Origin of the sequence: Thalassospira sp. A40-3 (genome assembly GCF_015871485.1) — a bacterium.
GTDB classification, from domain to species: Bacteria; Pseudomonadota; Alphaproteobacteria; order Rhodospirillales; family Thalassospiraceae; genus Thalassospira; species Thalassospira tepidiphila.
The window spans coordinates 2829503-2854495 of sequence record NZ_CP065428.1; the positions used below are offsets into that span (position 1 = coordinate 2829503).

Below are 24993 nucleotides of genomic sequence, written 5' to 3' on the forward strand. Positions count from 1 at the left end.
AAAACAAAACCCCCACCCGGTTTCCCGGATGGGGGTTTCGTTAATACGGTGCCCTTCGCAAGGAAGGACAAGCCGAATTAGGCAGCGGTCAGATCATCTGCCGAAACGCGGCCCGAACGTGAGTCGGTGCGCAGTTCGTAGTTGATTTTGTCGCCTTCCTGCGGGTGGCCCATGCCAGCGCGTTCAACGGCGCTGATGTGCAGGAATACGTCATTTCCGCCTTCGTCCGGCTGAATGAAACCAAAACCTTTAGTTGCGTTGAACCATTTAACGGTACCAGTTGCCATCTTTAGATCTCCTATCGAGTATTGATTGGCGTTTCGACACACCCCGCGTGGGTGCGCCTATAGGGGTTTGAAAAACAATCAGGCGCGTTCACGCCTCGGCTGTTTTCCAGAAGTGTTTTCGCGGCCCGCACCACCCGGCTGCCCGCCGGACTGTGCGCCACGATGATTGCGATTGCGGTTTACACCGCCGCGCTTGCCTTGCGGTCCGGTATTTCGGGCACTATTGCTCCCGTTACCAGTCGCGCGGCGTTCCTCGGCACTGCCCATAAAGGACAAACCGGAAGAAATTGAATTGTCAGCTTTTGCCCCGTCGCGACGATTTCCATTGGAATCAACGCGTTTCGTCGGGCGCTTGCCACCATCATTCTGACGGGGGCCATTTTCAGGGTTACCACCACGACCATTGGCAGGTTTCGACTTCAGGCCACCCTTGTAACGGCTTTTGGATTTCTCCAGTGCCGGGTTCGAAGGGGCCTTGTCAGCCGATGCTCTTGAAGCATTGTCTGCACCATCGCGGCTTTGGGTCGTTTGTTTGCGGGCATCATCACGATCACGACGCGGCGCAGAAGCGCGCGCATCACTGCGATCCGAACGATCATTGCGGGCATTTCGGCCATTAGCCGGACGACCACCGCGACCATTGCCGCCCGATGCACCACGTCCGCCATTTCCGCGCGACTGACCGCCACCATTGCCACCACTAGTGCGGCGGCCACGGTTGCTTTCACGCGCTTCGTCGGAAAGTGCTTCCTGCTCGGCTGCGGCCTTTGCATCACGGCGATCAATCACCGGAATGCTTTGGCGGGTGGTTTTTTCGATATCGCGCAGCAGACCACGTTCTTCTTCATCACAAAACGCAATTGCCGATCCGCTGGCACCACCGCGGGCCGTACGGCCGATACGGTGAACATAGCTTTCCGGCACGTTCGGGAGTTCGAAGTTCACAACGTGGGTCACGCTATCGACGTCGATACCGCGTGCGGCGATATCGGTTGCGACAAGCACGTTGATCTGACCATCCTTGAAGGCGTTCAGAGCACGTTCACGCTGGTTCTGGCTTTTGTTGCCATGAATGGCAGCCGCGCTGATTTTATTGGCTTCAAGATGGCGCGCAACACGGTCGGCACCGCGCTTGGTCCGGGTAAAGACCAGCGTACGCTTGAAAGCCGGATTATCAAGAAGCTCTGCCAGCAGCTGACGCTTGCGCGTGCGTTCGATTAAATAGACCGACTGCTCGACGCGTTCCTGGGTGGTGGCAACCGGGGTTACCGACACCTTGACCGGGTCAGACAGCATGTCCCCTGCCAGCTGACCAATCTGGGTCGGCATGGTGGCAGAGAAAAACAGGTTCTGGCGATCACGCGGCAACATCTTGATGATGCGCTTGATCGGCGGCAAGAAGCCAAGATCAAGCATGTGGTCGGCTTCATCAAGCACCACCACTTCAACATGTTTAAGGCTGAGCTTGCCGCTGTCGACATGGTCAAGCAAACGACCAGGTGTTGCGACAAGAACCTCCACACCGGGGGTTATTGCCTTGATCTGCGGACCAGGGGCAACACCACCAACAACGACAGCCGTGCGCACATTGAGAAAGCGGCCATAGGCACGGAAACTTTCGCCAATCTGGGCGGCAAGTTCACGCGTCGGCGCAAGAACAAGTACACGGCATGCCCCTTTGGGCGTGCGGGTTTGGGATTTGGAAAGGCGGTCAAGGATCGGCAATGCGAACGCTGCCGTCTTGCCGGTACCGGTCTGTGCGATACCAAGCAGGTCCTTACCGTCTAGAAGAGAGGGAATGGATTGTGCCTGGATCGGGGTCGGCGCGTCGTAGCCTTCTTGGGCAAGCGCGCGAAGGACCGGCTCGGCGAGGCCGAGTTCGGAAAACTGGGTCAAATAAGGGTAACTCGTAAATTGGAGGCTGCAGACAGCTGGGACTTCGCCCGGTGAAAATTAGTAATCAGGTCTGCGCCTTGCAGTTCTGGAAGCACCCGCGTAGCTGGATACTTCAATGCGTTCTTGGGTTAACCACTCGACAGTAGGGGCGTTAATTCCCCTCTACGCTTCTGGAGCGATCAAATAACAGCCACACCATGCGCAGAGTTTTATCCCCTTGTCAAACAGCTTATTTTTGACAGCCCCGCGTTTTACGCACAACGGCATGGCAGAATTGCGCTGCCGTGCCGTTGTAAATTCAAATACATGCTGCCTTTGCCGACATCAATACGCCGCACACGGGTTCCCTGCCCCGCAGGGATTATGGGCCGCACACGGATTGCTGGCGGCACATGGGTTACTTGCCGCTGGCGCGCACGGAGACGCAGCACAGGGCGACGCAGCACACGGGTTATAAGCGGCACACGGATTTCCTGCCGCACATGGGTTGGAAGCAGCGCACGGATTGAATGCGGCGCAGGGATTGGCGCTGCATGGCGAAGCCGCGCATGGGTTAGCTGATCGCACACCACAGGGGTTAAAGCCACCGCACGGACTGGAAGAACTGCAAGGGTTTCCTGCCGCACACGGGTTGTAGGCTGCGCACGGATTGGCACCACACGGGCTTGCCGCACAAGGATTATAGCCCGCACCACATGGATTCGCACCGCACGGGCTATAGCCAGCCGCGCACGGGTTGGCTGAACACGGGTTTGCCGCACATGGGTTCGCGGCACACGGGTTGGCCCCGCAGGGATTTGCGGCACAAGGATTGGCAGCGCACGGGTTACTGCCCGCTGCCGGAAGTTTGGCCGGGGCCGGATTGGCAACGGCCGGGATGTTTGCGGTGTGGCTGTAGTGATCCAACGCAACGGCACCGGTTGCCGCAAGGAAGACCGCACCAAACAGGAGTGTGTTTTTCTCGCTCATTTCCGGAAACCATCCATTCCAAAGACAGGACGCAATGCTATGCCGATCCAGCTGCCGGCAAAGGCCAGCACAAACCACAGCCAACCATGCACACTGCCCGAGGCGATCCCGCTAAAGAACGCGCCGATATTGCAGCCAAACGCCAGACGCGCACCATAACCCATCAAAAGCCCGCCAATAGCAGCCGCGATAAGGGATGCAACCGGAACAGAAACCTTGGGTGCGAACTTGCCGGCAAGGGCTGCGGCAAATGCTGCCCCGATCACGATGCCGAAATTCATCACCGACGTATTATCCTGCAGAACCGAATTGCCAAGCGCACGCGCCGGGCCAGCCCAGTTCCAGAATTCCCAGGTTTCAACCGGAACACCAATGACCTGCGCGATCTTTGCGCCCCAAAGGCCAAAGCCAAAGGTAATCGACCACGGATGGCCCGCAATCAGAAGCGTCGCAACATTAAGCCCGGCCAAAAGCAGGCCGGTCCAGATCATCGGCCATGGGCCATGGATGAAACGTGCCACACCTTCGCGCGGTGCCGTTGAAACAACTTCAAGGCCGCCATGGGCACGCTTTTCAACGAATACGGTCAGCAACGCCACCAGCGCCAGACCCCCGAACGTCACGGCAAGCCCGCCGCCAATGCCATATTCACGACCAAGGCTCATCGGCGGCAAGGAGGGCAGCTCAAGCCACATCGGCAGATGGGCCGTGCCGATCACCGCACCGATAATAAAGAAGACAAGCGTGACCAGCATGCGCGCACTGCCGCCGCCAACCGTGAACAACGTGCCGGAGCCACAGCCCCCGCCAAGCTGCATACCAAGCCCAAACAGAAACGCCCCGATCAGGACAGACATGCCGACGGGTGCAACCGCCCCAACGACCGATCCGCCAAACGGATTGCCAAGCGACAGCAACGGGATAAAGGCCGCCGCCGCAACACCGATCATCAAAAGCTGTGCACGCAAGGCACGGCCGCGCTTTTCAACAGAAAAGCGGCGCCACCCGCCGGTGAACCCAAAGGACGCATGATAAAGCGCAATGCCAAGCAATCCGCCAAGGCCATACAGCACGGCCTGTTTAAGATCGACCGCCTGTGAAATTGCGATACCGACAAGGACAAACAGGACGGCGGTGATGGCAGCCGGTCCTTTGTCAAAGGTGAAACCCGGTGTTGCCGGATTTGCTTTTAGGGTCGTTTCAGACATGGTGAGGCTCAATAACCTGAAATCAGATATCTAAATGAAAACGGAACCGGCTGCCCGGTTCCGTCCAGAATGTTCGCGGCTTGGTGGAAGCCGTATGGTTATCCGGTTATTCCGGGATCACCATTTCACGGTTCGGATCCGCCGCCCATTCGGTCATGGAGCCATCATACATCGCCGTGTTCTTGTTGCCCATCACTTCGGAAAGGCCAAACCATGCGACCGACGCCCAATGACCGGTGTTGCAATAGGTGATTTCCTTGCTGTCCTTGGAAACACCCGCATCTACCACAAGGTTTTCGATCACGTCAGCCGCGACAAAGGCGCCATCCTGATCGTTGTAAAACTTTGACTGCGGAATGTTTTTCGCACCCGGAACGGCACCCGGACGGGCGACAACACCGCTTTTTGCTTCGCCCTTGAACTGCGAAACCGGACGGGCATCGACAAGTGCAACACCCTCTGCGCGCGCCTTGGCAACATCATCGGCGGTCGCAACAAGTTCAGGACGGAAATTGGCATTGAACGCAACGGCCTTTGGCACGACCGGATCGGTCGAGACTTCCTTGCCAGCCGCCAGCCAAGCGCGCTGACCACCATCAAGGATGGTAACCGCGTCATGACCAAGCACCTTAAAAGTCCAGTAAACGCGGGTGGCAGAACCGAAGTCCGAGCTGTTCTGGCCGGCCGGAACGACGACAACCTGTTTGTCATTGTCGATGCCAAGTGCACCAATGCGGTTGGAAATCACATCAACCGGCGGCAGCATGCCAACCACATCATTGACCTTGGCCCGCCAGCCAAACTTGCCATAGGGCGCAAAGACGGCACCCGGAATGTGGCCAGCTTCATAAGGGCTGCCGTCCTTGGTAAGCGAGCGGATATCAACAACAACCATCGACGGGTTATCAAGATTGTCCGCAACCCAGTTGGCATCAACCAGCGGCTTTTCGGTAAGACGTTCCGCCTGCGCAGCACTGCCCGCAAAGGCAAAAGTGACCGCCGCAACGGCAGAAAGGATAAGGGAACGCATGGGGCTGTCTCCAATGATCAATTCATCATGATTTTGTGCAATATACCTAATTCATCACAAATAAATGTCAATACAATCCATATTACATTTATGGTTTGTATTAATGGCTGACAGCACAATAATCTACGTGCCGCGCAATTCAGAACGAAGGGCTTTAGCGATTAAGTCTGATCAAGGCCGAAGATTATTGAGATAGCGGGCAAATTCGCGCGCAAATGAATCCTGGGTTTCCAGATTGCGCAAGGCGGGCGGGCGGGTCAGGAACCCGTGCAGGGCGGCAATGATGAATTCCGCAACGGCCGAGGGTTCGATATCGGTACGGACGGTTTTGTCGAACTGCGCCTTGCCGATGCGGGACGCAAGCCCGCGCCGCCAATAACGGTAAACACCATCAATACGTTTGCGCAGGCTTTCATCAAGTTCACCGGCACCGGATGCCAGACGCGCCAGGGGGCATCCGCCGGCCAGCATTGCCGGTGCATTTTCGCTACCCAACCGATCCACCTGCCCCATCAACACGGGCAATATATCTTCTGCCCCTTCAAGGTCGTCCAACCAGACCTCGTCAACATAGCCCGGCAGGCATTCCTCGATGACGGCGTTGATCAGGTTGGCCTTGCCGGAAAAGTGGTGATAAAGCGCACCTTTCGTACAGCCGCTTTGTTCAAGGATGTTGCTGATTGACGCCCCGCCGAACCCGGCCCGGCGGATTTCACCAAACGCCGCGTCCAGAAGCTTCTGACGGGTGGCATCCGGATTGCGGATCCGTTTGGGAACGAGTGCTGTTTCGGACGCACCATCAAGCTCCATGCTTTCGCCGACTTCAAGCACATCATCGTCATGACCTTCATCAGGACGTGAAATGCGGGAAAGGGCGGCAGAGAAGCTGAATGGTTCTTTTGACATCGCGCCGTTCTGTTTTTTTGATTTGAACCGGGGATCGGAACCCGTAACTTTCAGGTTCCACTGTTTTTTTCGTGCCGTCAATCATACTGGTGTTTAGTCAAAACATCTGCATGGGGACGAACATCACGCAGCCCCTTGCAATTCAGTGCAAAGCGTACTCTATTGTTCGGCCATGCCCTTTCGGGCGAGCCCCAAACATCCGTTGGATCGAAGATGCAGCTTGATTCCATCGCCTTCGTTGCAGCCGAAACCAAAATCGCACAGGATGCGATGTATCGGCTAAAACACAGATACGGCCACATTGCGCCCGACAAGGCCGACGTGATCGTAGCCCTTGGCGGCGACGGGTTCATGCTCGAAACCCTGCACCGCTATATGGGCCGCAAGGTGCCGATCTATGGCATGAACCGGGGCACGGTCGGATTTCTGATGAATGAATTCCGCGAAATGAATTTGACCGACCGCATCGCAGAGGCCCAGACGGTCGAGCTTCACCCGCTTCAGATGGAAGCCCACACTGTTTCGGGCGAAAGCCTGTGTGCGCTGGCGATCAACGAAGTGTCGCTATTGCGTGAAACCCGTCAGGCCGCCAAATTGCGCATCAAGGTCGATGGCGTCGAACGCTTGGCCGAACTGGTTTGCGATGGCGCGCTTGTCTGTACGCCGGCCGGCAGTACGGCCTATAACCTGTCGGCACATGGTCCGATCCTGCCGATGGGAAGCGGATTGCTCGCGCTCACACCGATCAGTCCGTTTCGCCCGCGTCGCTGGCGTGGCGCGCTTTTGCCCCATGGCGCAGAAGTCGTTTTCCAGATCGAGAACCCCGAAAAGCGCCCGGTATCCGCCGTTGCCGACTATACCGAGGTTCGCGATGTCTCGAGCGTGAAAATCCGCGAAGACCGCAGTATGAAAATCAAGCTGCTGTTTGATCCGGAACACAATCTTGAAGAACGTATCCTCAAGGAACAATTCGTCGAATGACCACCGCCGCACTTGCCCCGTCAGAAAATACCATTGAATGGTGCCGCAAACTGATCCGCCACCAATCCGTCAGCATGACGCCCAATCTGGCACTGATTGACGAGGTGAAGGCATTCCTGGACGGTTTGGGCTATGACACGCTGGTTGTGCGCGACCCGACCGATACCAAGGCCAATCTTTATGCCACCATCGGCCCGGACGTTGCGGGTGGCGTGATCCTGTCAGGCCACAGTGACGTGGTCCCGACAGAGGGCCAGAACTGGGCATCCGATCCGTACGAGATTGATATCCGCGACGACAAGCTTTATGGCCGCGGATCGTGCGACATGAAGGGTTTTCTCGCCTGCCTTCTGGCCAAGGCGGAAACCTTTAAGAACGCCAACCTTCGGGTGCCAATCCATCTGGCTTTCACCTATGACGAGGAAGTCGGCTGTCTGGGTGTGCCAAGCCTGGTCGAGGCGATCAACAATCTGCCACACAAACCGGCCATGTGCATCGTCGGTGAGCCGACTGAAATGAAGGTCATCACCCAGCACAAGGGCAAGTTTTCCGCGCGCGCACATTTCACCGGTCGTTCCGGGCACTCGTCGTTGCCGCGCGAAGGGGTCAATGCGGTTGAATTTGCCGCCGAACTGGTGGTGTTCCTGCGTAAGCTTGGCCACGAATGCCGCGAAAACGGCCCGCATGATGACGAGTTTGAGCCAAACCACACCACCTTCCATACCGGTGTGATCAAGGGCGGTACGCAGCTCAACATCATTCCGCAGAATTGCTTTGTCGATTTCGAATTCCGCAATCTGCCCAACGATGACCGCGAAGCGCTTAAAGCCAAGATTTACGATTACATCGAAAATACCCTTCAGCCCGAAATGCGCGAGATTTACGACGATGTCGGCATCGAGGTTGAAGTGATTTCCGATATGCCGGGCCTTGCCACCGGCGATGACGAAGAAGTAACCAAACTTGTCATGGCGCTCACGGGTGCCAACACCACCGGCAAGGTCAGCTTCGGCACAGAGGCCGGCGCATTTTCGGCCCTTGGCGATATCCCGACCGTGGTCTGTGGCCCGGGCAGTATCGAACAGGCCCACAAGCCCGACGAATTCATCGAGCTTGATCAGTTGGGCCGTTGCGAAGTGTTCCTCGACAAACTTCTGGCTGTATTGGTCAAGTAACCGAACGCGCGAAAATCCCACTTTTTGGCCGGTACTTCATCCCGGTACTTTATGAAGTAGATCGTTTGAATGCCGTGGCACCGGCATCAAGGATCAATTCGCGCGTTACGACATCATCGACAAGCCGGGCCAAGGTTATTGTACCGACAAGCAAGGCAAGTTTTTCGTATCCTTCCTGCTTGTCATCCCCATCCGCAAGCAATGCCGCAACCCGATCAACGCTGGCTGCGGCCTCTTTCTTTGCCGCGCCATCGCCACGTCCAAGCTCCGCACCCAGTGCGGCAATCGGACAGCCTGTCCCCCTGCTTTCAACATGCTCCTGTGACAGGTATGTCGCGACGTACCTTTTGCGCGCCTCTTCCCGAGCGCCTTCGGTTTCAGGAACGTCCATTGCCCCAACCGATCTGTCGACCGCTTCCAGAAACGCGGCGCGAACCAGTTCGTCCTTGTTGGCGAAATGGCGATAGAACCCGCCATGAGTCATCCCGGCTGCTGTCATGACATCTGCCACACTGGTTGCTTCAACACCGTTCTCACGGATAAGGCGTGCGGCCGCATCAAGAATGCGTTTGCGGGATTTCTTTTTTTCCGCTTCGGAAACACGCGGCATAGCGAACTCTCAAATTCGGGATTGACATTATAGATTTCGTATATCATCTAAATAAAAAGATGACAATCATCATCTATAATGGCGCGTGATAGCAAACGTAACCGTTGCGGCACCAAGACAGACAGCGCGCAACGGTTTCTGACGTTCGGAATAATTTGCTGGCATGCACCACAACAAAACGGAGTTACCAAAACCATGTTCGGTTTTTATGAGTTCTATGTGCATGCATTCGGGATCGGCATTCCACTTCTTGCTGTCGCGATTGCCAGCATGGGTGCATTTCGCGCTTCCCTGACAGCCAATCAAATCGCTGTATTTGTGACTGCCTCTGCAGTTGTCCTTGGGGCGTGGTTTGCTGTTGCCCTCCCGTTCTCTCGGTCGGGGGTTTTCAATGTCCCCGCCGAAATTGGCGACCCGCCCTATGTCCTGATGTTTCTGTTCGGCGGCGCGACCCTGATCTGGGGCCTTGCGTGGCTGACACCGCTTGGCAGACGCATCACCGAAGCCACACCCCTGAGTGCAATCGCCGCGTTTCAAATCCCGCGCATCATGGGTGGACTGTTCCTGATCGGATGGATCGTCGGGGATATTCCAGCACTGTTTGCTTTGCCTGCGGGACTGGGGGACATTCTTGCCGGGATTGCCGGATGGCAAGCAAGTCGGGCACTTGCCAAAGGGGAACCGAATGCAAGATCCCTTCTGGCGCGCGCGATCTTCATCGGGATCGCCGATTTCTTCTTTGCTGTCCTGTTTGGGATTATTACGTCACCGGGATTTGCCCATCTTTATGCACTGGATGCACCAAACATCATCAATGCCTATCCGCTTGCAATGTTCCCGGCGTTTTTCGTTCCGATTTTTCTTGGCTTCCATTTCATCGCAATCTCCCGACTACGTCAGGAATCTGCAACGGAATCAAAAGCGCACGCCTGACCGCGCGCAAATAAATTGATCACACCACAAACGGGCGGAGCACTTAAATGCTCCGCCCCTACCGTGTTTTGTTTGAACCGAAACGCCGATGAACGAACACACCCCCGCGATGTCCATTCAAGGGTGGCAGAACTCTGCGGCCATATGTTGCAATTCATCCCACAGGGTGCTCGCAAAGCTGCGCAAAACAATAAGCTCGAAACTGTCATCCGCAGTACGGGTGATCATTGCGCCGATATGCCCGATCTGGGTCATGGCCGACCTACCAATTGCAAACATCTCTGGCGATAGATCAACCATGGTGCCCTTGGCCAACACGATCCGCGATGAAGCGCCGGAAAGCACCATGCGTAATCGCCCATGCGTCTGATCGGCCAGTGCAAATTCGCTGGGTAACCCCGCCTGAATTTCTGTCAGCCGGTCAGAAGAAACATCCGCATCCCCCACCCATAACCACTGATTTGGCGCGGATTTGCGCAAATCGGTGCCGAGATCCGGAGCGTTTTTTGTGATTGCCTTGCTTAAGGCAGCTTCATCGCTTTTGGCATCGCCCAGCACATGGATCACAAAGCCACCTGTCACCGGGACGAGATTGATCGATGCACCCGCGCCCGTCGCGACGTGGGGCGGAAATGCGCTACGGATTTCGATTGGATAATCACGCATGGAGCTTCTCATTTTCCGGGTCGACAAAGGCAGGATTGCACAGGATGCCGGTGACAGTTGTTCCGGCCAGTCCATTCCAGATGACCACTTCCTCACCAACGCGGCTCGGGCCGTTTTTCACCAGCGCCAAGCCAATCGCATGACCCAATGTCGGTGAATGACACATCGAGGTGACATAACCCTGATCATTGGCAAGACTGACGTCATCCCCGGGATTAAGAATGTGCGATCCGGTGGCGAACTTGTCAGACGGTGATTTCGGTTTGATGCCAACAAGTGCTGGGCGATCTGGATCGACCAGCCCTTCGCGCAGGTTCATGACCCGGCCGATGAAATCATCCTTCCTGGCTGACACCATCCTGCCCATGCCCAGATCGGCTGCCGTCACCGTACCGTTGATTTCTGCGTGGGTGACATGGCCCTTTTCGATCCGCATGACGCCAAGCGCCTCGGTCCCGTATGGCGTGATACCGAATTCTTCCCCGGCAACCATGATCGCATCAGCAACGCTTTCGCCATATCCGGCTGGCACCGCGATTTCATAGGCGAGCTCGCCCGAGAACGAAATTCGGAACAACCGGCCCTTCAGACGTCCACCAAACATCGATACTTCGCGCGCCGCCAAAAACGGGAAGGCCTCGTTCGAAATATCGTCATCAATGATTTTGGACAGAACATCACGTGATTTGGGTCCGGCAATTGCCATCTGCGCCCACTGATCGGTTGCCGATGCCATACGCACATCCAATTCCGGCCACAGCACCTGCGCACAGAATTCCAGATGGGTCAAAACCCCGGCGGCAAGCGCGGTTGTCGTCGTCATGAAGTAATGATTTCCGCCAAGGCAACTGGTCGTGCCGTCATCATACACAAAGCCATCCTCGCGCAGCATGATGCCATAGCGCGCCTTGCCCACCGGCAGCTTCAGGAAAGCATTGCAATAAACCCGGTTCAGGAATTCTGCCGCATCGGCGCCAAAAACCTCGATCTTGCCAAGGGTCGACACATCACAGATACCGACCTTGGTTCGCACGGTATTGACTTCACGATCCACGCTATCACGCCAAAAGGTCTCGCCATCCTTGGGGAACCAGCTGGATCGGTACCAAAGCCCGGTTTCTACGAACTTTGCACCATTGCGCTCTGCCCAACCATGCAGCGGTGATTTGCGCACCGGCTGAAAATCCATTCCCTTGGATGCGCCGACCAGCGCACCAAACGATACCGGCGTGTAGAACGGGCGGAAGGTGGTGGTGCCGATTTCACCGGGCGAAACACCTTTATTCTCGGCCAGAATGCCAATGGCATTCACATTCGATGTCTTGCCCTGATCGGTCGCCATGCCGTTGGTGGTATAGCGTTTGGCAAGTTCGACATGATCATAGCCTTCGCGCATGGCGAGCGTGATGTCAGACGCCGCAACGTCATTCTGAAAATCGACAAAGGCCTTACCCTTACTTGATGCCACCCGCCAGACCGGCTGAATAGGGTCGACTTTTTCCTCGCTCTGTTCGACACCCGGAAGTGATGCGGCCTCGCCCATCACACCAAGTTCCGCCAACGCCTTGACCGCGGCAACACCGCCGTCGGCGAAACAGGTCGCAATACCGGCTTTTCCGGTAACCGCCCCGCACGGCGTCATGCCATCGGTATTTTCCGGAGGCATGAAACCGACATGCGCGTCTGACCAGACAGGTTTGCCACCGCGATGACAGGCCAGATGCACAATCGGGCTATACCCGCCTGATACGCCAAGGGCATCCACCTCGATAACTTCATCACGGCCATCATCATGGCGCACCGTGATCGACTTGATCGCCTTGCGACCCGCAGTATCGCGCACCATCGCACCGGCAATCAGGCGTGCCTTACCGTCATAATCAATATTTGGGCAGGTGCGCGGATCAATAATCGCGGCGACCTCGATACCACGTGCCTCAAGATCAATCGCGGTTTGATAGGCCTGACTGTTATTGGCAAACAATGCCACCCGTTTGCCCGGTGCCACGCCATAGGCATTCAAATAGGTGCGCATGGCACCCGCCATCATGACACCCGGGCGGTCATTGCCACCAAAGACAATCGGGCGTTCTTCCGCCCCGGTCGCCAGCACCACCTGTCGGGCGACAATCCGCCACAGGCGTTCCATGGCGCGATGGGGGTTGATCTCGTTCTCTGGCAGATGCTTCTGCACCCGTTCGACCGCGCCAAATACCTGATCGTCATAGGCGGCAAAAACGGTGGTGCGTTTCTTGATCTCGACATTGGGAAGGGCGTGCAATTCGCCAATGATATCGGCAAGCACCGCGTCGGCCGGCTTCCCACCCACCGGGCTTCCCTCGGCGATTAAACCGCCGCCAAGTTGCGCCCCTTCATCGGCAATGATCACGCGCGCCCCGGCCCGACCAGCTGTAAGCGCCGCCGCAAGCCCAGCTGGCCCCGCCCCGATCACCAAAAGATCACAATGCGCCCAGCATTTTTCGTAATAGCCGGGATCGGGATCATAGCTTGCCCGCCCCAAACCGGCAGCCTTGCGGATCAGTGGCTCATAGACCTTTTCCCAGAAGGCAGCCGGCCACATGAAGGTCTTGTAATAGAACCCGGCCCCCAAAAGCGGCCCAAGCAACCCATTGGCCGCCCCGATATCAAATTTGACATTCGGCCAGCAGTTCTGCGATCGCGCCTCAAGCCCGTCAAATAGTTCTGCCATGGTCGCACGGGTATTGGGATCGCGCCGCCCGTCCCGCCCGATGGTCAGGAGCGCGTTGGGTTCCGCCGCCCCGGCGGTCAGGATGCCGCGCGGGCGGTGATACTTGAAACTGCGCCCGACCAGTTGCTTGCCATTGGCCAACAGGCTTGATGCAACCGTATCGCCACCAAAACCACTGAGCGCCTCGCCATTAAAGGTAAAGCGGCGCACATCATTGCGATCAATCAGGGTGCCGCCATCAATCCGGAAACTGGTCATGCCCCGGCCTCCGTTTTGAGGGTACTTGCATCAACCACATCAGACGTTTCGTGGGTAAGGGTATTGCGCGTCAACACCAGCCAGCGACGACACCCGCCCGCATGATGCCAGTATTCGCGATGTTCACCGCGCGGGTTATCGCGCAGGTAAACATGATCAAACCAAAGGGCTTCATCCGCACCGGCATTTGGGCGCGGGGTGGCGACTTCGCCGCGGATTGTGAATTCCTCGCGTGGGCGCAAACCGCAATGAGGACATTTGACAAGACTACTCATTTCCAAATTTCCTCAATGCAGGTTGGCCTGGGCGCCAACGCCCTTTTCATCCAGAAGATACCCGCGTGCAAAGCGGTCCATACGAAACGCGGTTGCGGTTTCATGCGGCGCATCGGTCGCCAGCAAATGGGCAAAGCAATATCCCGATGCCGGGGTCGCCTTGAACCCGCCATAACACCAGCCGCCATTGAAATAGAGATTGCCAAGATGGGTGCGATCCATGATCGGCGATCCATCCATGCTCATATCCATGATCCCGCCCCAACTGCGCAGGATCCGCACCCGCGACAGTGCGGGGATCATCGCCATGCCGGCCTCGGCCACATGTTCCACGCACGCTAGGTTTCCGCGCTGGGCGTAGGAGTTATAACCTTCGATATCCCCGCCAAACACCAGCCCGCCCTTATCGGATTGCGACACATAAAAATGCCCCGCACCAAAGGTGACCACGGTATCGATGAACGGTTTCAATCCTTCGGACACAAAGGCCTGCAAGGCGTGGCTTTCAATCGGCAGGCGCATATCGACCATTTTCGCGACATGGCTTGAACTGCCGGCCACCGCCATGGCGAGCTTGTTACACGTGATCGCGCCCCGTGTGGTTTGAACCCCGGTGATTTGATCACCATCGCGGTCAATGCCGGTGACTTCGCAATTCTGGATGATATCAACGCCGTTCTGATCGGCCCCGCGCGCAAAGCCCCACGCAACAGCATCATGGCGTACCGTGCCGCCGCGCGCCTGCATCAGGCCGCCCATAATCGGGAAGCGGGCATTTTCATAATCCAGAAATGGCAGCTTTTCACGCAGCTGATCACGGTTAAGAAGTTCCGCATCCACCCCGTGCAGGCGCATGGCATTGCCCCTGCGCGTGTAGGCATCGCGCTGGGCATCGGAATGAAACAGATTGATCACGCCACGCTGGGACACCATGGCGTTGAAATTGAAATCCTGTTCAAGGCCTTCCCACAGCTTCATCGAAAATTCGTAGAACGGGTTGTTGCCTTCAAGCAGGTAGTTGGATCGAATGATTGTCGTATTCCGCCCGATATTTCCCGATCCAAGATAGCCCTTTTCAAGCACGGCAACATTGCGCACGCCAAAGACCTTGGAAAGGTAATAGGCGGTTGCCAATCCATGCCCGCCACCGCCGATGATGATGACATCGTAATGCGGTTTCGGGTCCGGGTTGCGCCAGGCCGGCTTCCAGTTCTTGTTCTTGGAAAACGCATTGCCAAGCAATGACAGGGCTGAATAACGCATCATCGATCTTTCGCTGTTGCCCACATCGGGTACCTAGCAATCTTGACAGAGGTGCGAATTGCAGCTTGTCTATTAAAGACATCCAATAACACAAATGCGACATCGCGATATTATTGTCGCCCAACGCAGGATACCGGCGTCATGAGCTCAGACACCCAAAACAGAACAACACGCACCCCGCGTACCGGGCAACTTGACGCCAAACCGGTTCCGGCCACCCAGCATATCGGTTTCATGTTGCTGCCCGATTTTGCGTTGATGTCTTATGCCTCGGCGATTGAGCCCCTGCGCGCCGCCAACCTTCTGGCGGGTCAGCCGATCTACAAGGTTTTGAATTATTCGGCGGCAGGCGGAAACGTTTTGTCGTCTTCCGGCACCATGGTTCCGACCACCCCGCTGTCGCAGGCCCCGACCAGTTTGCACACCCTGTTTATCTGTGCCGGTGGACATCCGTCGCAATGGCAGGCACCGGGCATGCTTGGCAATTTGCGCAAACTGGCACGCTGGGGTGTGCGCATGGGCGGTATATCCAGTGGGGCTTATGTTCTGGCCGCCGCCGGGCTTCTGGGGCAGCGTCAATTCACCATTCACTGGGAACATGCCCCTGCCCTGATCGAAGCCTTTCCGGATCTGGAACCCCAACGCGCACGGTTTGTCATTGACGGGGATCGCATCACCTGCGGCGGCGGGGTGGCACCGCTTGACATGATGCATGCCATGATCGCCGAAAACCTTGGGGCGGATTTCGCAACCCGGGTGTCGGACTGGTACCTGCATACGCAAGTCGGACAATCGGGCGGCCCACAGCGGGCATCGCTTGCCGAACGCTATAACGTGCATCATGCCGGATTGCTTCGGGTTCTGGAAAAGATGGAAACCACCATCGAAGATCCGAAAAGCCGCGACGAAATGGCGCGCTTTGCCAGGCTTTCAACCCGGCAGCTTGATCGCCTGTTTGACCAGCATCTTGGCAAGTCGTTTCTTGAAACCTATCGCCAGGTCCGGCTTGAACATGCCCGCAAGCTTTTGACGCAAAGTGCCCTGACCATTTCCGAGATCGCCTTTGCCACCGGCTTTTCCAACAGCAGCCATTTTTCACGCAGCTACAAAGATGCTTATGGCGTGAAGCCAAGCGAAGCGCGCGGTCTCTGACCCGAACCCTCTCCACATCAAAAACCCAACCCAAAGATGCATTTCCCACCCCGGGAAATAGACGGAATCGGCACGACTCCGACGATCTGCATATTTGATATGCATTGAATTTTAGCGTCTATTTTTTGTTCAAATTTTCTCTTGATCGATTCTATATTTTTTTAGATCATTGATTTTCCTGTAATTTTTGCGACGCACAATAAAAACACATTTGCGCTTGTTCACTACAGGGAATTGAATTTTAATAAAAGGAATGTCCATCGGGGGGCATTTTGTGATGGAGAGACTAAAATGGAACAATCCGTACCAGAGTTGATGGCGAGGCTGGACAGCCTTGAAGCATCGCTCAGCATGGCAACGACCATCAATTCCGAAGTATTCTATTGGTGGTGTACTGCACTGATGCTTGCAATTCACGCAGGCTTCCTTGCGTATGAAATGGGTGCATCGCGTGCGAAGAACGCACTGGCATCCGGTATGAAAAACCTGATCGCTTTCGCATTCCTGATCCCGGCCTTCTATTATATCGGCTGGTGGATCTATCTTGCGTTCCCGACCGGCTTCACCATTTCCGACGGTTCCGAGGCAGGACTGCCCTGGAGCGAATATATGGGTCCGAACTTGACGGATAACGCGTCGGGTATTTTCTATGCGGCCTTCACGCTGTTTGCAGCAACCACCGCCTCGATCATGTCGGGCTCGGTGATCGAACGTATCCGTATTTCCGGCTTCACCATCCTCGCCCTGTTCCTCGGCGCTGTTGTCTGGGTCTTCGGCGCATCCTGGGGCTGGCACCCGGATGGTTGGCTCACCACCGAGTGGGGCCTGCATGACGTTGGTGCGGCGGGTGCCGTTCACACTATCGCTGGCTTCTTCACCCTTGGTGTTCTGATCAACCTCGGCCCGCGTATCGGTCGCTTCAATGCCGATGGTTCGGTCAACAACATCGACGGTCACAACATGCCGATGTCGCTGATTGGCCTGATGCTCATTGTTATGGGCTTCTTCGGCTTCCTTGGCGGCTGCATCATCTATACCGGCGATACCTGGATGACCATTTACAACACCCCGGCAACCCTGTCGGCATTCGCATTCAACACCCTGATGGGCGTTGCAGGCGGCATGATCGGTGCGTATCTCGTCACCCGTGATCCGTTCTGGATGATGTCTGGTGCCCTGATCGGTGTTATTTCGTCTGCACCGGCACTTGACCTTTACTATCCGGGTCTTGCCTTCCTCGTCAGCTTCGGCGGCGGTTGCGTCATGCCGAAACTCAACGACATCCTTGTCGAGAAATTCAAGATCGACGATGCGGTCGGCGCGGTTGCCGTCCACGGCTTTGGCGGTGTCTGGGGTCTGGTCATGGCCGGTATCTTTGCGTCTGGCTACCAGAACGTTGCCGGTCCGGAGATCTCGTTTGTTGGTCAGCTTTCAAGTGCTGTCGTCTTCATGATCCTTGGCTTCGCACCGGGTTACGTTCTGTCCCTGGTGCTGAAGCTTGTTGGTCTGCTGCGTGTGTCTGAACAGGCAGAAGTGACTGGCCTTGACAAGGCAGAAGTACCGGTCCGCGCATATCCGGAAAGCACCGTTCCGGCAGCGTTTACCAACGATCCGACTTCGCCGACCCCGGCTGAGTAAGATCGTTCTGACACATCGAAACAAGGAAACTGAAACATGAACACAGCTCCGATTACCAGTTGGGAAGGTGCAGAGGCTTACTTCACCTTTGCTGACAAACCGGCTCTGCTCGTGGCGCTTACGCTTGTTGGTGTTGGCGTGTGCATCTGGACCATCGCCTCGATGGCCATTCACGAGAACAAAGCATACAAAGACATGTAATCTGATTGATGCAACGCAATACAATGACGCCCTGAACCCTTGGGTTATTGCTTTGCTCAACCGACACAGCGAGAGGCCAGTGTCAAAACTGGCCTCTCTGCCTTTTCCCGATAAAGTAAAAACACCAAATACCCCTCAGGCCCGCCGCTTTCAGATCATTCACCGCACACGAGGCCACAATGATCGACCTTGCCCGAACACCGGAAACCTATCCGCACGCTGTCCGCGCTGCTCGTCCCAGTCGCATCATCAATGCCGGACGCACCGCGATGGCGCGCAATCGCGAACGCTATGAAATTCCCGGACGGGCCGCGATCATGATTTCGGTGCGCGAGGGCGATCAACTCGCACTGCGCAATTGTGAAGGCATGCAATCGGTCGAGCTGATCGGCCTGACACCATCTGGCGCCGCACGGCCCGAAATTTTTGAACCTTTGGCACATGGCGCGCCAAAAGGTCTGATGGATCTACTGTCTGATCCGTTTGATGACAGCCTGACGCGCTTTGCCAAGACCTTGCGCAAACGCGATATCAAACTTGAAACCTGTCTTGCCCACAGGCTTTTTGGCAATGCCAGCCCACCCGGTGATACGGTCGAACTGACCATCCAGCTTGACGGGTTTGCCATCATTGCCACCCCGGCACCGCTGATGCGGATCGATGCGCATAATACCGCAACACCGATCACAGCCCTGATCAAACGCGCCCATCATTCTGATACCTACAGCTTCGCCCTGCCCGATCCGTTGGCAGATCCGGTTGTGGATTTACGCGTGCATTCCGCCACTGCCGAGGCTTATGAAATCAAGGCAGGCGACTACATCCAGATTCTCGATGTTGATGGACGGCAATGCACCGATTTTCAGTGTTTTGATGCGCGCAAACTTGATCGCGGCATTCAGAACCCGCTGGATGTGACCACCACACGCACATTGATGGGCCATGCCTATCCGATGCCGGGCCTGCACGGAAAATACTATGATCAGGACATGGATCCACTGGTCGAGGTCATTCAGGACACCTGCGGGCGTCATGATGCCTTTGCCATGGCCTGTGCGGCAAAATATTACGATGATATCGGCTATCCCGGTCATGTGAACTGCACGGACAATTTCAACGCGGCCCTTGCCAAACATGGCGTTGATCCGCGGGCGGGCTGGATGGCGATCAATTTCTTTTTCAATACCGGCATTGATGATCACGGTGTGATGTATGCCGATCAGCCATGGTCGCGTCCGGGCGATTACGTTTTGTTGCGCGCGATGACCGACCTGGTCTGTGTATCATCGGCCTGCCCGGATGATACGTCCGCGGCCAATGCCTGGAAACCGACCGACATCCATATCCGAAGTTACGACGGTGCTGAAAAATTCAGCCACGCCGTTGCCTGGCGCCCGACTGCAGAGGCCGAAGCAAAAATGACCAAAGAAACTGCCTTCCACCCGCGTTTAAGCGAACTGACCCGCAACTTCGTCGAATATAAGGGTTTCTGGCTGGCCCATGAATATACCGGCCACGGCATGATCGAAGAATATTATGCCTGCCGGGAAAAGGCCGTGGTGATCGATTTGTCAGCCTTGCGGAAGTTCGAAATCACCGGCCCGGACAGCGAAGCGCTGATGCAATATTGCCTGACGCGCAATGTCAAAAAACTTGGCATCGGGCAGGTCGTCTATTCCGCGATGTGCTATCCGCACGGCGGTATGATTGATGACGGCACGTTGTTGCGTCTGGGGCAGGATAATTTCCGCTGGATTTGCGGCGATGATTACAGCGGTGTCTGGCTGCGTGAACAGGCCGAAAAACTTGGCCTGCATGTCCTGATCCGCTCATCGACCGATCAGATGCACAACATCGCCGTTCAGGGTCCTAAAAGCCGCGATATCCTGCGCGAAGTCATCTGGACTCCGCCGCATCAGCCATCCATGGATGAAGTCGAATGGTTCAAATTCACCGTTGGCCGGATCGGTGATGCCAAAGGCGCACCTGTTGTCGTCTCCCGCACCGGCTACACCGGCGAACTTGGATACGAAGTTTGGTGCCACCCCAAGGATGCCATTACCGTCTTTGACGCCATCTGGGCGGCAGGCAAACCACACGGCCTGACCCCGATGGGATTGGGAGCCCTTGATATGGTTCGGATCGAGGCGGGCTTGATCTTTGCCGATTATGAATTTTCCGATCAGACAGACCCGTTCGAAGCCGGTATCGGCTTTACCGTGCCGCTTAAATCCAAGGAAGATGACTTTATCGGCCGTGATGCCCTGATCCGGCGCAAGGAACATCCATCGCACAAACTGGTCGGGATCGAGATTGATGGCAACGTCACCGTCGGTCATGGTGATTGCGTTCATATCGGACGTGCGCAGATCGGTGTAATCACCAGTGCTGTGCGATCCCCTATTCTCGGCAAAAATATCGCGCTGGCGCGGGTTGATATCGCGCACGCCGATATCGGCACCGAGGTCGAGATTGGCAAGCTTGACGGCCATATGGTCCGCCTGCCCGCCATCATCACCGCCTTCCCGCATTATGACCCCAAAAAGGAAAAGCCGCGGTCCTGAAACCCGCGGCTTATAACCCCAAAAGAAACCCCGCAGCCATATCGACTGTGGGGGTGACTGCGAGTTTGGTTAAGGGAGACGGCGGACTTGCGCCCGCTTCTTTGAAAGTCCTGAAAGTTCGGCTGCCTATTCGGCAGCCGTTTTCTTTTCAACCTGCAAATAGGCTTCAAGGCTGTCATCAAGTTCATCCAGCCACGGCGTGTGATGGGCCGGTGACATATTGCCTGTCATCAGCGAGCGATAGGACTTGTTGCGATAGCCCATGATGTCGTCGGCCTTGTCATGTTCCCATTCTTCGAAAGTCTTGTTCACCCCTTCGATATCGAACATCGGATAGTCCGTCATTTCGATCAGATGGGCGGTGTAATCGCCTTGGAACCAGATCATGTCGTGATCGTCCTTAAGACCTTCTTCGCGATCCCGCCAGGCTTTGCTGTCGGCCTTCATCTCCTCCCTGGATGGCAAGGGAATGCGGCCCATGATCACATCACGGGTAAACCAGGCCTGCGCATCAAACATGTTGAAGGTATAGAACTGGTCCTGCATGCCAAGATACATCATCTTCGGATTTTCTTCCCAGACGACACCCTTATAAAGACCAAGCGGCCAAAGGCGGTTATCGGTCTTGAGACGCAGATCATCGGTCAGGAACGGGAAGTGATGCTGATAGCCGGTGCACAGAATGATCGCATCGACGTCGCGTGATGAGCCATCCTTGAAATAGGCCGTATTGCCATCAACCTTGGTCAGAAGCGGGACCTCTGCCCAGTTATCTGGCCAGTCAAACCCAATCGGATTGGTGCGGTGACTGACCGTGACCGACTTGCAGCCATATTTATAGCATTGCGATCCGATATCCTCGGCCGAATAGGACGTGCCGATGATCAGGATATCCTTGCCCTTGAATTCCAGTGCATCACGGAAATCATGGGCATGCAAAACACGCCCGCCAAAGGTGGCAAATCCGGGGAACTCCGGCACATTCGGGGTGGAGAAATGACCATTGGCAACAATGACATGATCAAATTCCTCGGTCGAAACCACATCATTTTTCAGATCGTGCGCGGTCACCAAAAATGTTTGGCTTTCTTCATCAAACTCAACACTGCGCACCGGGGTTCTGAAACGCACCCACGGGCGGACATTGGCCTTTTCAACGCGGCCCTTGATGTAATCCCAAATCACCGCACGCGGCGGATAGGATGCGATAGGTTTGCCGAAATGTTCCTCAAACGTGTAATCGGCGAATTCCAGGCATTCCTTGGGGCCGTTTGACCACAGATAGCGATACATCGATCCATGGATCGGTTCGCCATATTCATCAAGACCAGTGCGCCAGGTGTAGTTCCACAAACCACCCCAGTCTTCCTGACGTTCAAAACACACAATCTCGGGGATTTCGGCCCCTTTGGCGGCAGCAGATTGAAATGCACGCATCTGCGCCATGCCTGACGGACCGGCGCCAATAATTGCAACACGAAGTGTCATAGCCTTAAATCCCCAATAAAAGCGTTGTGCCGTTTATGCGTCTCCTCTGCCCGGCTTGTGCCGGTTCGTTCTTTGTTAATCGGGGAAGATCCCCGGTGACGTCGGCGCCCCGTCGTCAAATTGTGAAAGCCACTCGACCAGGATCGGGTGGTAGCGCGACAGCCCCTTGTAATCGACAAGTTCGGGCCGCAAATCGCGCATGACACGATGCAGGCGACGCCCCCATTTCGGCTGGGTCACCACTTCGTTCATCGCCATCAAATAAGTCCGGATCGGAAACAGGATCGCGTTGGATCGCGGCAGACGCCAAAACGTCTGAAGCTCCACACGCAGATGGACCTTTTCACCGATATTTTCCGGTGTCACGGTCATGCGGTCCGGGCCCCATTTGGGATAATTTTCCGGGCTGGTATCGAGACGCGGATTGACCGTCAACGTCCAGTTCAGGCGCCGCGATGGTTGCCCCTGAGGCAGGGTCAAAAGGAATTTCAGCGCACGCTGGAACACACCCAGTTCGTGGGCCAGCGGCACGGGTGCATGCCATTCAAAGAAATTCATGCCAATGTCGAAATCAAGCGACCAGTCGGCCTGTGCGGTAATGATCCCGGCATCCATCCAAAGGTTGCCATCGCGCTGATCAAGGATGGCGTGATCGCCTTGTACCTGTCGCCCGATATATTCCATCGGATGGCAGGGCAGTGTCGAACTGTCGCCAAAGGTAAAGGTATCGTCGATCTGAAGCGGTTTGTTGATCCAGTGCCAGCGATCGCCATCCATGGTCAGTTTGAACAGATCAGGATAATCGCGCGCCTTGGACACCATCACGAGTTCAAGGAAATCCCACCCCGCCGTTTCCATATGCGGCAGGGCCTGACACCGACCGGGGTCGTCTGCCAGAACAAGGGCACGGTCCTTCATTTCCGCGACATAGTGTTCATCAACATCGAACGCATTTTCAAACGGGCTGCCGGCACGCGCAGCGTGATGCGGTTCGATATTGGTCGAATACATGTATTCGTCTTCCGGGAACGGGAACGGAAAACGCGGAATGTTTGACGGGCTGTTGGCGTAGGTGAAATCACCGCGGAAGCTCTCGTCCTTAAACTGGATGGTCATGACTGAAATCCCCCTTACAGATCAAGTTCAAGGCGTTTGCCACGGAACCGCGAAACACACGGCATGATCCGTTGCTTGGACGCACGCTGTTCTTCATCAAGCCAGTGGTCGTTGTGCATGATCTCGCCGTCGCAGGCGACAACCACTGTTTCGCACTGACCACACGCCCCGCCCCGGCACATGCAATTGATCGGGGTTCCGGATGCCTCGACCGCCTCAAGCAGGCTTTGCTCCGCACCCACCGTGATATCAATCCCGGCCTTGGACAGATGCACTTCAAAGGGCTCACCAACTGGTGGGGCCAGGAAGTGTTCGAAATGAACGTGTGCGGCGGGCCAGCCAAGACTGGTGGCAGTTTCAACCACCCGTTCGATCATGCCCTTTGGGCCGCAGACATAGACATGCGTGCCAAGGGGCTGACTGGATAAAAGCGTTTCCAAATCAACGCTTTCGCCCTGATCATCGCAATAGCACGACACGTGATCGCCAAAACGATCAGCAAGGCTGTCCATATAAGCTGCCTGCGATACGGAGCGCGCGGCATAGTGCAGTTCAAACGGCACGCCGAGCTTATCGGCCTGGGCCATTTGTGCGATAAACGGCGTGATCCCAATGCCGCCCGCAATCATCAGGTGCTTTCGCGCCCGCAGATCCAATGCGAAGAGATTGACCGGGGCAGAGATTTTCATCTGCATGCCAGGTCGCACCTGTTCATGCATGAATTTCGATCCGCCGCGCCCGGTATCGTCACGGCGCACCGAAATCGCATATTGGTCGCGCTCGAACGGGGAACTCATCAGCGAATAGGGATTTTTGCGTTTCGTGCCGTCATCAAGCATCTCGACGACGATATGTGCCCCACCCGAAAAGGCGGGCAGTTCATCACCATTCACATGTTTGAATTCGAACCGTTTGATGATCGGGTTGACCTCGACCACGTTGCTGACAACCACCGGAATCAAATGATCGGACGCACTCATTTGAACACCTCCTTGATTTCGATTTCTTCAGACGGGTCTTCGGCATTGATGCAGACACCCTGAAACGCCGCCAGTCGACGGGAATAGTGATCACGCACGAGCAACAGCAAATCGCAGGACGGGCATTTGACCGGCTGGGTGGTGACGTCCTCGATCATGGTTTTGCAGTGAACGCATTGAACGCGCCGCGCCAGACTGCCGCGATGCTCACATTGCACCGCTGTATGATCGAGGCCGCATGCCTCGCCCTTGGCAACGCCCTGCCCGACCAGCCCTTCGGTCCCGGCGAGATATAGCTGACTGCCCATCTTGGCGTCCGATAACCAGTCGCCGAGTTTTGCGACGGCTTCTTCGATGGTCGGGAAATGTTCGAACCGCTTGGCACCCAAGGCATAAAGTGACGTGATAAGCGCGGCTTCACCCGGGGTCGGCACATAAAGGATATGTACCTTTTCCATCATGTCGCGCGGCAGTTCCTGCATGACCCGGATAACGCATTCGGCACCGGATGCATCGGCCAGAAAATAATGCGCCAGACCCGGCACGATTTTCAACGTGCCATAGGTCGGACGGGAAAGAATGCTTTCTTCGATAAGACTCTCAGACATGGTAGCGGGTCCCATTCTGTCAGAAACCTCAAGGATCAGGCGCTTGATCCGGGGGCCTCTGACAGCCCCCGGTCAGTTT

General features: G+C 56.1%; 21 protein-coding genes. 7 read left to right on the plus strand and 14 right to left on the minus strand.

Translation table 11 applies throughout. The features are described 5' to 3' along the window. Positions 1–77: 77 nt before the first annotated feature. From IT893_RS13095 to IT893_RS13115, 5 genes are all read right to left on the minus strand, one after another. Positions 78–287: a cold-shock protein gene (locus tag IT893_RS13095; protein ID WP_008892034.1), complete on the minus strand. Its 210-nt coding sequence runs from the start codon at positions 285–287 to the stop codon at positions 78–80. Positions 288–365: 78 nt separating this feature from the next. Next, complete coding sequence (locus tag IT893_RS13100) at positions 366–2183, minus strand: DEAD/DEAH box helicase (RefSeq protein WP_063090351.1); 1818 nt, start codon at positions 2181–2183, stop codon at positions 366–368. 965 nt (positions 2184–3148) lie between these two features. Further along, positions 3149–4360, minus strand: a complete 1212-nt coding sequence (locus IT893_RS13105; RefSeq protein ID WP_197145424.1) for a YeeE/YedE family protein — start codon at positions 4358–4360, stop codon at positions 3149–3151. Positions 4361–4466: 106 nt separating this feature from the next. After that, positions 4467–5390, minus strand: coding sequence for a sulfurtransferase (locus IT893_RS13110; protein ID WP_197145425.1), 924 nt, complete (start codon positions 5388–5390; stop codon positions 4467–4469). A gap of 171 nt (positions 5391–5561) precedes the next feature. Continuing rightward, positions 5562–6296 carry a TetR/AcrR family transcriptional regulator gene (locus IT893_RS13115; RefSeq protein WP_197145426.1) on the minus strand — a complete coding sequence of 245 codons (735 nt, stop codon included), beginning with the start codon at positions 6294–6296 and terminating at the stop codon, positions 5562–5564. Positions 6297–6509: 213 nt separating this feature from the next. Here IT893_RS13115 and IT893_RS13120 point away from each other — a divergent pair, with 213 nt between their 5' ends. Then, positions 6510–7277 (plus strand): NAD kinase, encoded by a 768-nt coding sequence (locus IT893_RS13120; protein ID WP_040824675.1) that lies wholly within the window; start codon positions 6510–6512, stop codon positions 7275–7277. After that, the gene (argE, locus tag IT893_RS13125; RefSeq protein ID WP_197145427.1) at positions 7274–8452 is read left to right on the plus strand and encodes an acetylornithine deacetylase; all 1179 of its coding nucleotides are present in this window, start codon (positions 7274–7276) and stop codon (positions 8450–8452) included. Before IT893_RS13120 ends, argE begins: the two co-directional genes overlap by 4 nt. A 49-nt stretch (positions 8453–8501) precedes the next feature. Here the strand turns inward: argE and IT893_RS13130 are convergent, their stop codons facing one another. After that, positions 8502–9062, minus strand: a complete 561-nt coding sequence (locus tag IT893_RS13130) for a TetR/AcrR family transcriptional regulator (RefSeq protein ID WP_197145428.1) — start codon at positions 9060–9062, stop codon at positions 8502–8504. 195 nt (positions 9063–9257) lie between these two features. On the opposite strand from IT893_RS13130, the gene IT893_RS13135 reads away from it, so the two are divergent. Continuing rightward, entirely contained in the window at positions 9258–9995 is a 738-nt protein-coding gene (locus tag IT893_RS13135; protein WP_197145429.1) for a hypothetical protein, read from the plus strand. A gap of 117 nt (positions 9996–10112) precedes the next feature. On the opposite strand, the gene IT893_RS13140 is transcribed toward IT893_RS13135, so the two are convergent. The 4 genes from IT893_RS13140 to IT893_RS13155 are packed head-to-tail and all read right to left on the minus strand — an operon-like array spanning position 10113 to position 15167. Further along, entirely contained in the window at positions 10113–10661 is a 549-nt protein-coding gene (locus tag IT893_RS13140; RefSeq protein WP_197145430.1) for a sarcosine oxidase subunit gamma, read from the minus strand. Beyond that, on the minus strand, positions 10654–13629 hold the full coding sequence (locus IT893_RS13145; protein WP_197145431.1) for a sarcosine oxidase subunit alpha family protein: 2976 nt from the start codon (positions 13627–13629) through the stop codon (positions 10654–10656). The genes IT893_RS13140 and IT893_RS13145 overlap by 8 nt, the downstream gene beginning before the upstream one ends. After that, positions 13626–13904 (minus strand): sarcosine oxidase subunit delta, encoded by a 279-nt coding sequence (locus IT893_RS13150; RefSeq protein ID WP_197145432.1) that lies wholly within the window; start codon positions 13902–13904, stop codon positions 13626–13628. The genes IT893_RS13145 and IT893_RS13150 overlap by 4 nt, the downstream gene beginning before the upstream one ends. Positions 13905–13916: 12 nt before the next feature. Continuing rightward, positions 13917–15167 carry a sarcosine oxidase subunit beta family protein gene (locus tag IT893_RS13155; RefSeq protein WP_197147713.1) on the minus strand — a complete coding sequence of 417 codons (1251 nt, stop codon included), beginning with the start codon at positions 15165–15167 and terminating at the stop codon, positions 13917–13919. A 141-nt stretch (positions 15168–15308) separates the two neighbouring features. On the opposite strand from IT893_RS13155, the gene IT893_RS13160 reads away from it, so the two are divergent. The 4 genes from IT893_RS13160 to IT893_RS13175 all read left to right on the plus strand — a co-directional run bounded on the left by IT893_RS13160 (position 15309) and on the right by IT893_RS13175 (position 20722). Beyond that, positions 15309–16319, plus strand: a complete 1011-nt coding sequence (locus tag IT893_RS13160; protein WP_197145433.1) for a GlxA family transcriptional regulator — start codon at positions 15309–15311, stop codon at positions 16317–16319. Positions 16320–16610: 291 nt separating this feature from the next. Then, a complete protein-coding gene (locus IT893_RS13165; RefSeq protein WP_197145434.1) occupies positions 16611–17957 on the plus strand; it encodes an ammonium transporter in 1347 nt (448 codons plus the stop codon). Between the two features lie 36 nt (positions 17958–17993). Next, the gene (locus IT893_RS13170; protein ID WP_167351229.1) at positions 17994–18158 is read left to right on the plus strand and encodes a hypothetical protein; all 165 of its coding nucleotides are present in this window, start codon (positions 17994–17996) and stop codon (positions 18156–18158) included. Positions 18159–18337: 179 nt separating this feature from the next. After that, positions 18338–20722: a DUF1989 domain-containing protein gene (locus tag IT893_RS13175; RefSeq protein WP_197145435.1), complete on the plus strand. Its 2385-nt coding sequence runs from the start codon at positions 18338–18340 to the stop codon at positions 20720–20722. 126 nt (positions 20723–20848) lie between these two features. Here IT893_RS13175 and IT893_RS13180 read toward each other — a convergent pair whose 3' ends face one another. From IT893_RS13180 to IT893_RS13195, 4 genes are all read right to left on the minus strand, one after another. Continuing rightward, entirely contained in the window at positions 20849–22210 is a 1362-nt protein-coding gene (locus IT893_RS13180; protein WP_197145436.1) for an NAD(P)-binding domain-containing protein, read from the minus strand. A gap of 75 nt (positions 22211–22285) precedes the next feature. Continuing rightward, on the minus strand, positions 22286–23326 hold the full coding sequence (locus IT893_RS13185) for a DUF3445 domain-containing protein (protein ID WP_064781942.1): 1041 nt from the start codon (positions 23324–23326) through the stop codon (positions 22286–22288). Between the two features lie 14 nt (positions 23327–23340). Then, complete coding sequence (locus IT893_RS13190) at positions 23341–24306, minus strand: PDR/VanB family oxidoreductase (RefSeq protein WP_197145437.1); 966 nt, start codon at positions 24304–24306, stop codon at positions 23341–23343. Further along, a complete protein-coding gene (locus tag IT893_RS13195; protein ID WP_197145438.1) occupies positions 24303–24914 on the minus strand; it encodes a dimethylamine monooxygenase subunit DmmA family protein in 612 nt (203 codons plus the stop codon). The genes IT893_RS13190 and IT893_RS13195 overlap by 4 nt, the downstream gene beginning before the upstream one ends. Positions 24915–24993 lie beyond the last annotated feature (79 nt).

Coding starts and splice junctions, on each gene's coding strand:
- IT893_RS13180 (WP_197145436.1), bottom strand. CDS start 22,210: ATGACACTTCGTGTTGCAATTATTGGCGCCGGTCCGTCAGGCATGGCG.
- IT893_RS13095 (WP_008892034.1), bottom strand. CDS start 287: ATGGCAACTGGTACCGTTAAATGGTTCAACGCAACTAAAGGTTTTGGT.
- IT893_RS13190 (WP_197145437.1), bottom strand. CDS start 24,306: ATGAGTGCGTCCGATCATTTGATTCCGGTGGTTGTCAGCAACGTGGTC.
- IT893_RS13165 (WP_197145434.1), top strand. CDS start 16,611: ATGGAACAATCCGTACCAGAGTTGATGGCGAGGCTGGACAGCCTTGAA.
- IT893_RS13170 (WP_167351229.1), top strand. CDS start 17,994: ATGAACACAGCTCCGATTACCAGTTGGGAAGGTGCAGAGGCTTACTTC.
- IT893_RS13140 (WP_197145430.1), bottom strand. CDS start 10,661: ATGCGTGATTATCCAATCGAAATCCGTAGCGCATTTCCGCCCCACGTC.
- IT893_RS13185 (WP_064781942.1), bottom strand. CDS start 23,326: ATGACCATCCAGTTTAAGGACGAGAGCTTCCGCGGTGATTTCACCTAC.
- IT893_RS13115 (WP_197145426.1), bottom strand. CDS start 6,296: ATGTCAAAAGAACCATTCAGCTTCTCTGCCGCCCTTTCCCGCATTTCA.
- IT893_RS13160 (WP_197145433.1), top strand. CDS start 15,309: ATGAGCTCAGACACCCAAAACAGAACAACACGCACCCCGCGTACCGGG.
- IT893_RS13145 (WP_197145431.1), bottom strand. CDS start 13,629: ATGACCAGTTTCCGGATTGATGGCGGCACCCTGATTGATCGCAATGAT.
- IT893_RS13155 (WP_197147713.1), bottom strand. CDS start 15,167: ATGCGTTATTCAGCCCTGTCATTGCTTGGCAATGCGTTTTCCAAGAAC.
- IT893_RS13105 (WP_197145424.1), bottom strand. CDS start 4,360: ATGTCTGAAACGACCCTAAAAGCAAATCCGGCAACACCGGGTTTCACC.
- IT893_RS13135 (WP_197145429.1), top strand. CDS start 9,258: ATGTTCGGTTTTTATGAGTTCTATGTGCATGCATTCGGGATCGGCATT.
- IT893_RS13120 (WP_040824675.1), top strand. CDS start 6,510: ATGCAGCTTGATTCCATCGCCTTCGTTGCAGCCGAAACCAAAATCGCA.
- IT893_RS13175 (WP_197145435.1), top strand. CDS start 18,338: ATGATCGACCTTGCCCGAACACCGGAAACCTATCCGCACGCTGTCCGC.
- IT893_RS13130 (WP_197145428.1), bottom strand. CDS start 9,062: ATGCCGCGTGTTTCCGAAGCGGAAAAAAAGAAATCCCGCAAACGCATT.
- argE (WP_197145427.1), top strand. CDS start 7,274: ATGACCACCGCCGCACTTGCCCCGTCAGAAAATACCATTGAATGGTGC.
- IT893_RS13195 (WP_197145438.1), bottom strand. CDS start 24,914: ATGTCTGAGAGTCTTATCGAAGAAAGCATTCTTTCCCGTCCGACCTAT.
- IT893_RS13110 (WP_197145425.1), bottom strand. CDS start 5,390: ATGCGTTCCCTTATCCTTTCTGCCGTTGCGGCGGTCACTTTTGCCTTT.
- IT893_RS13150 (WP_197145432.1), bottom strand. CDS start 13,904: ATGAGTAGTCTTGTCAAATGTCCTCATTGCGGTTTGCGCCCACGCGAG.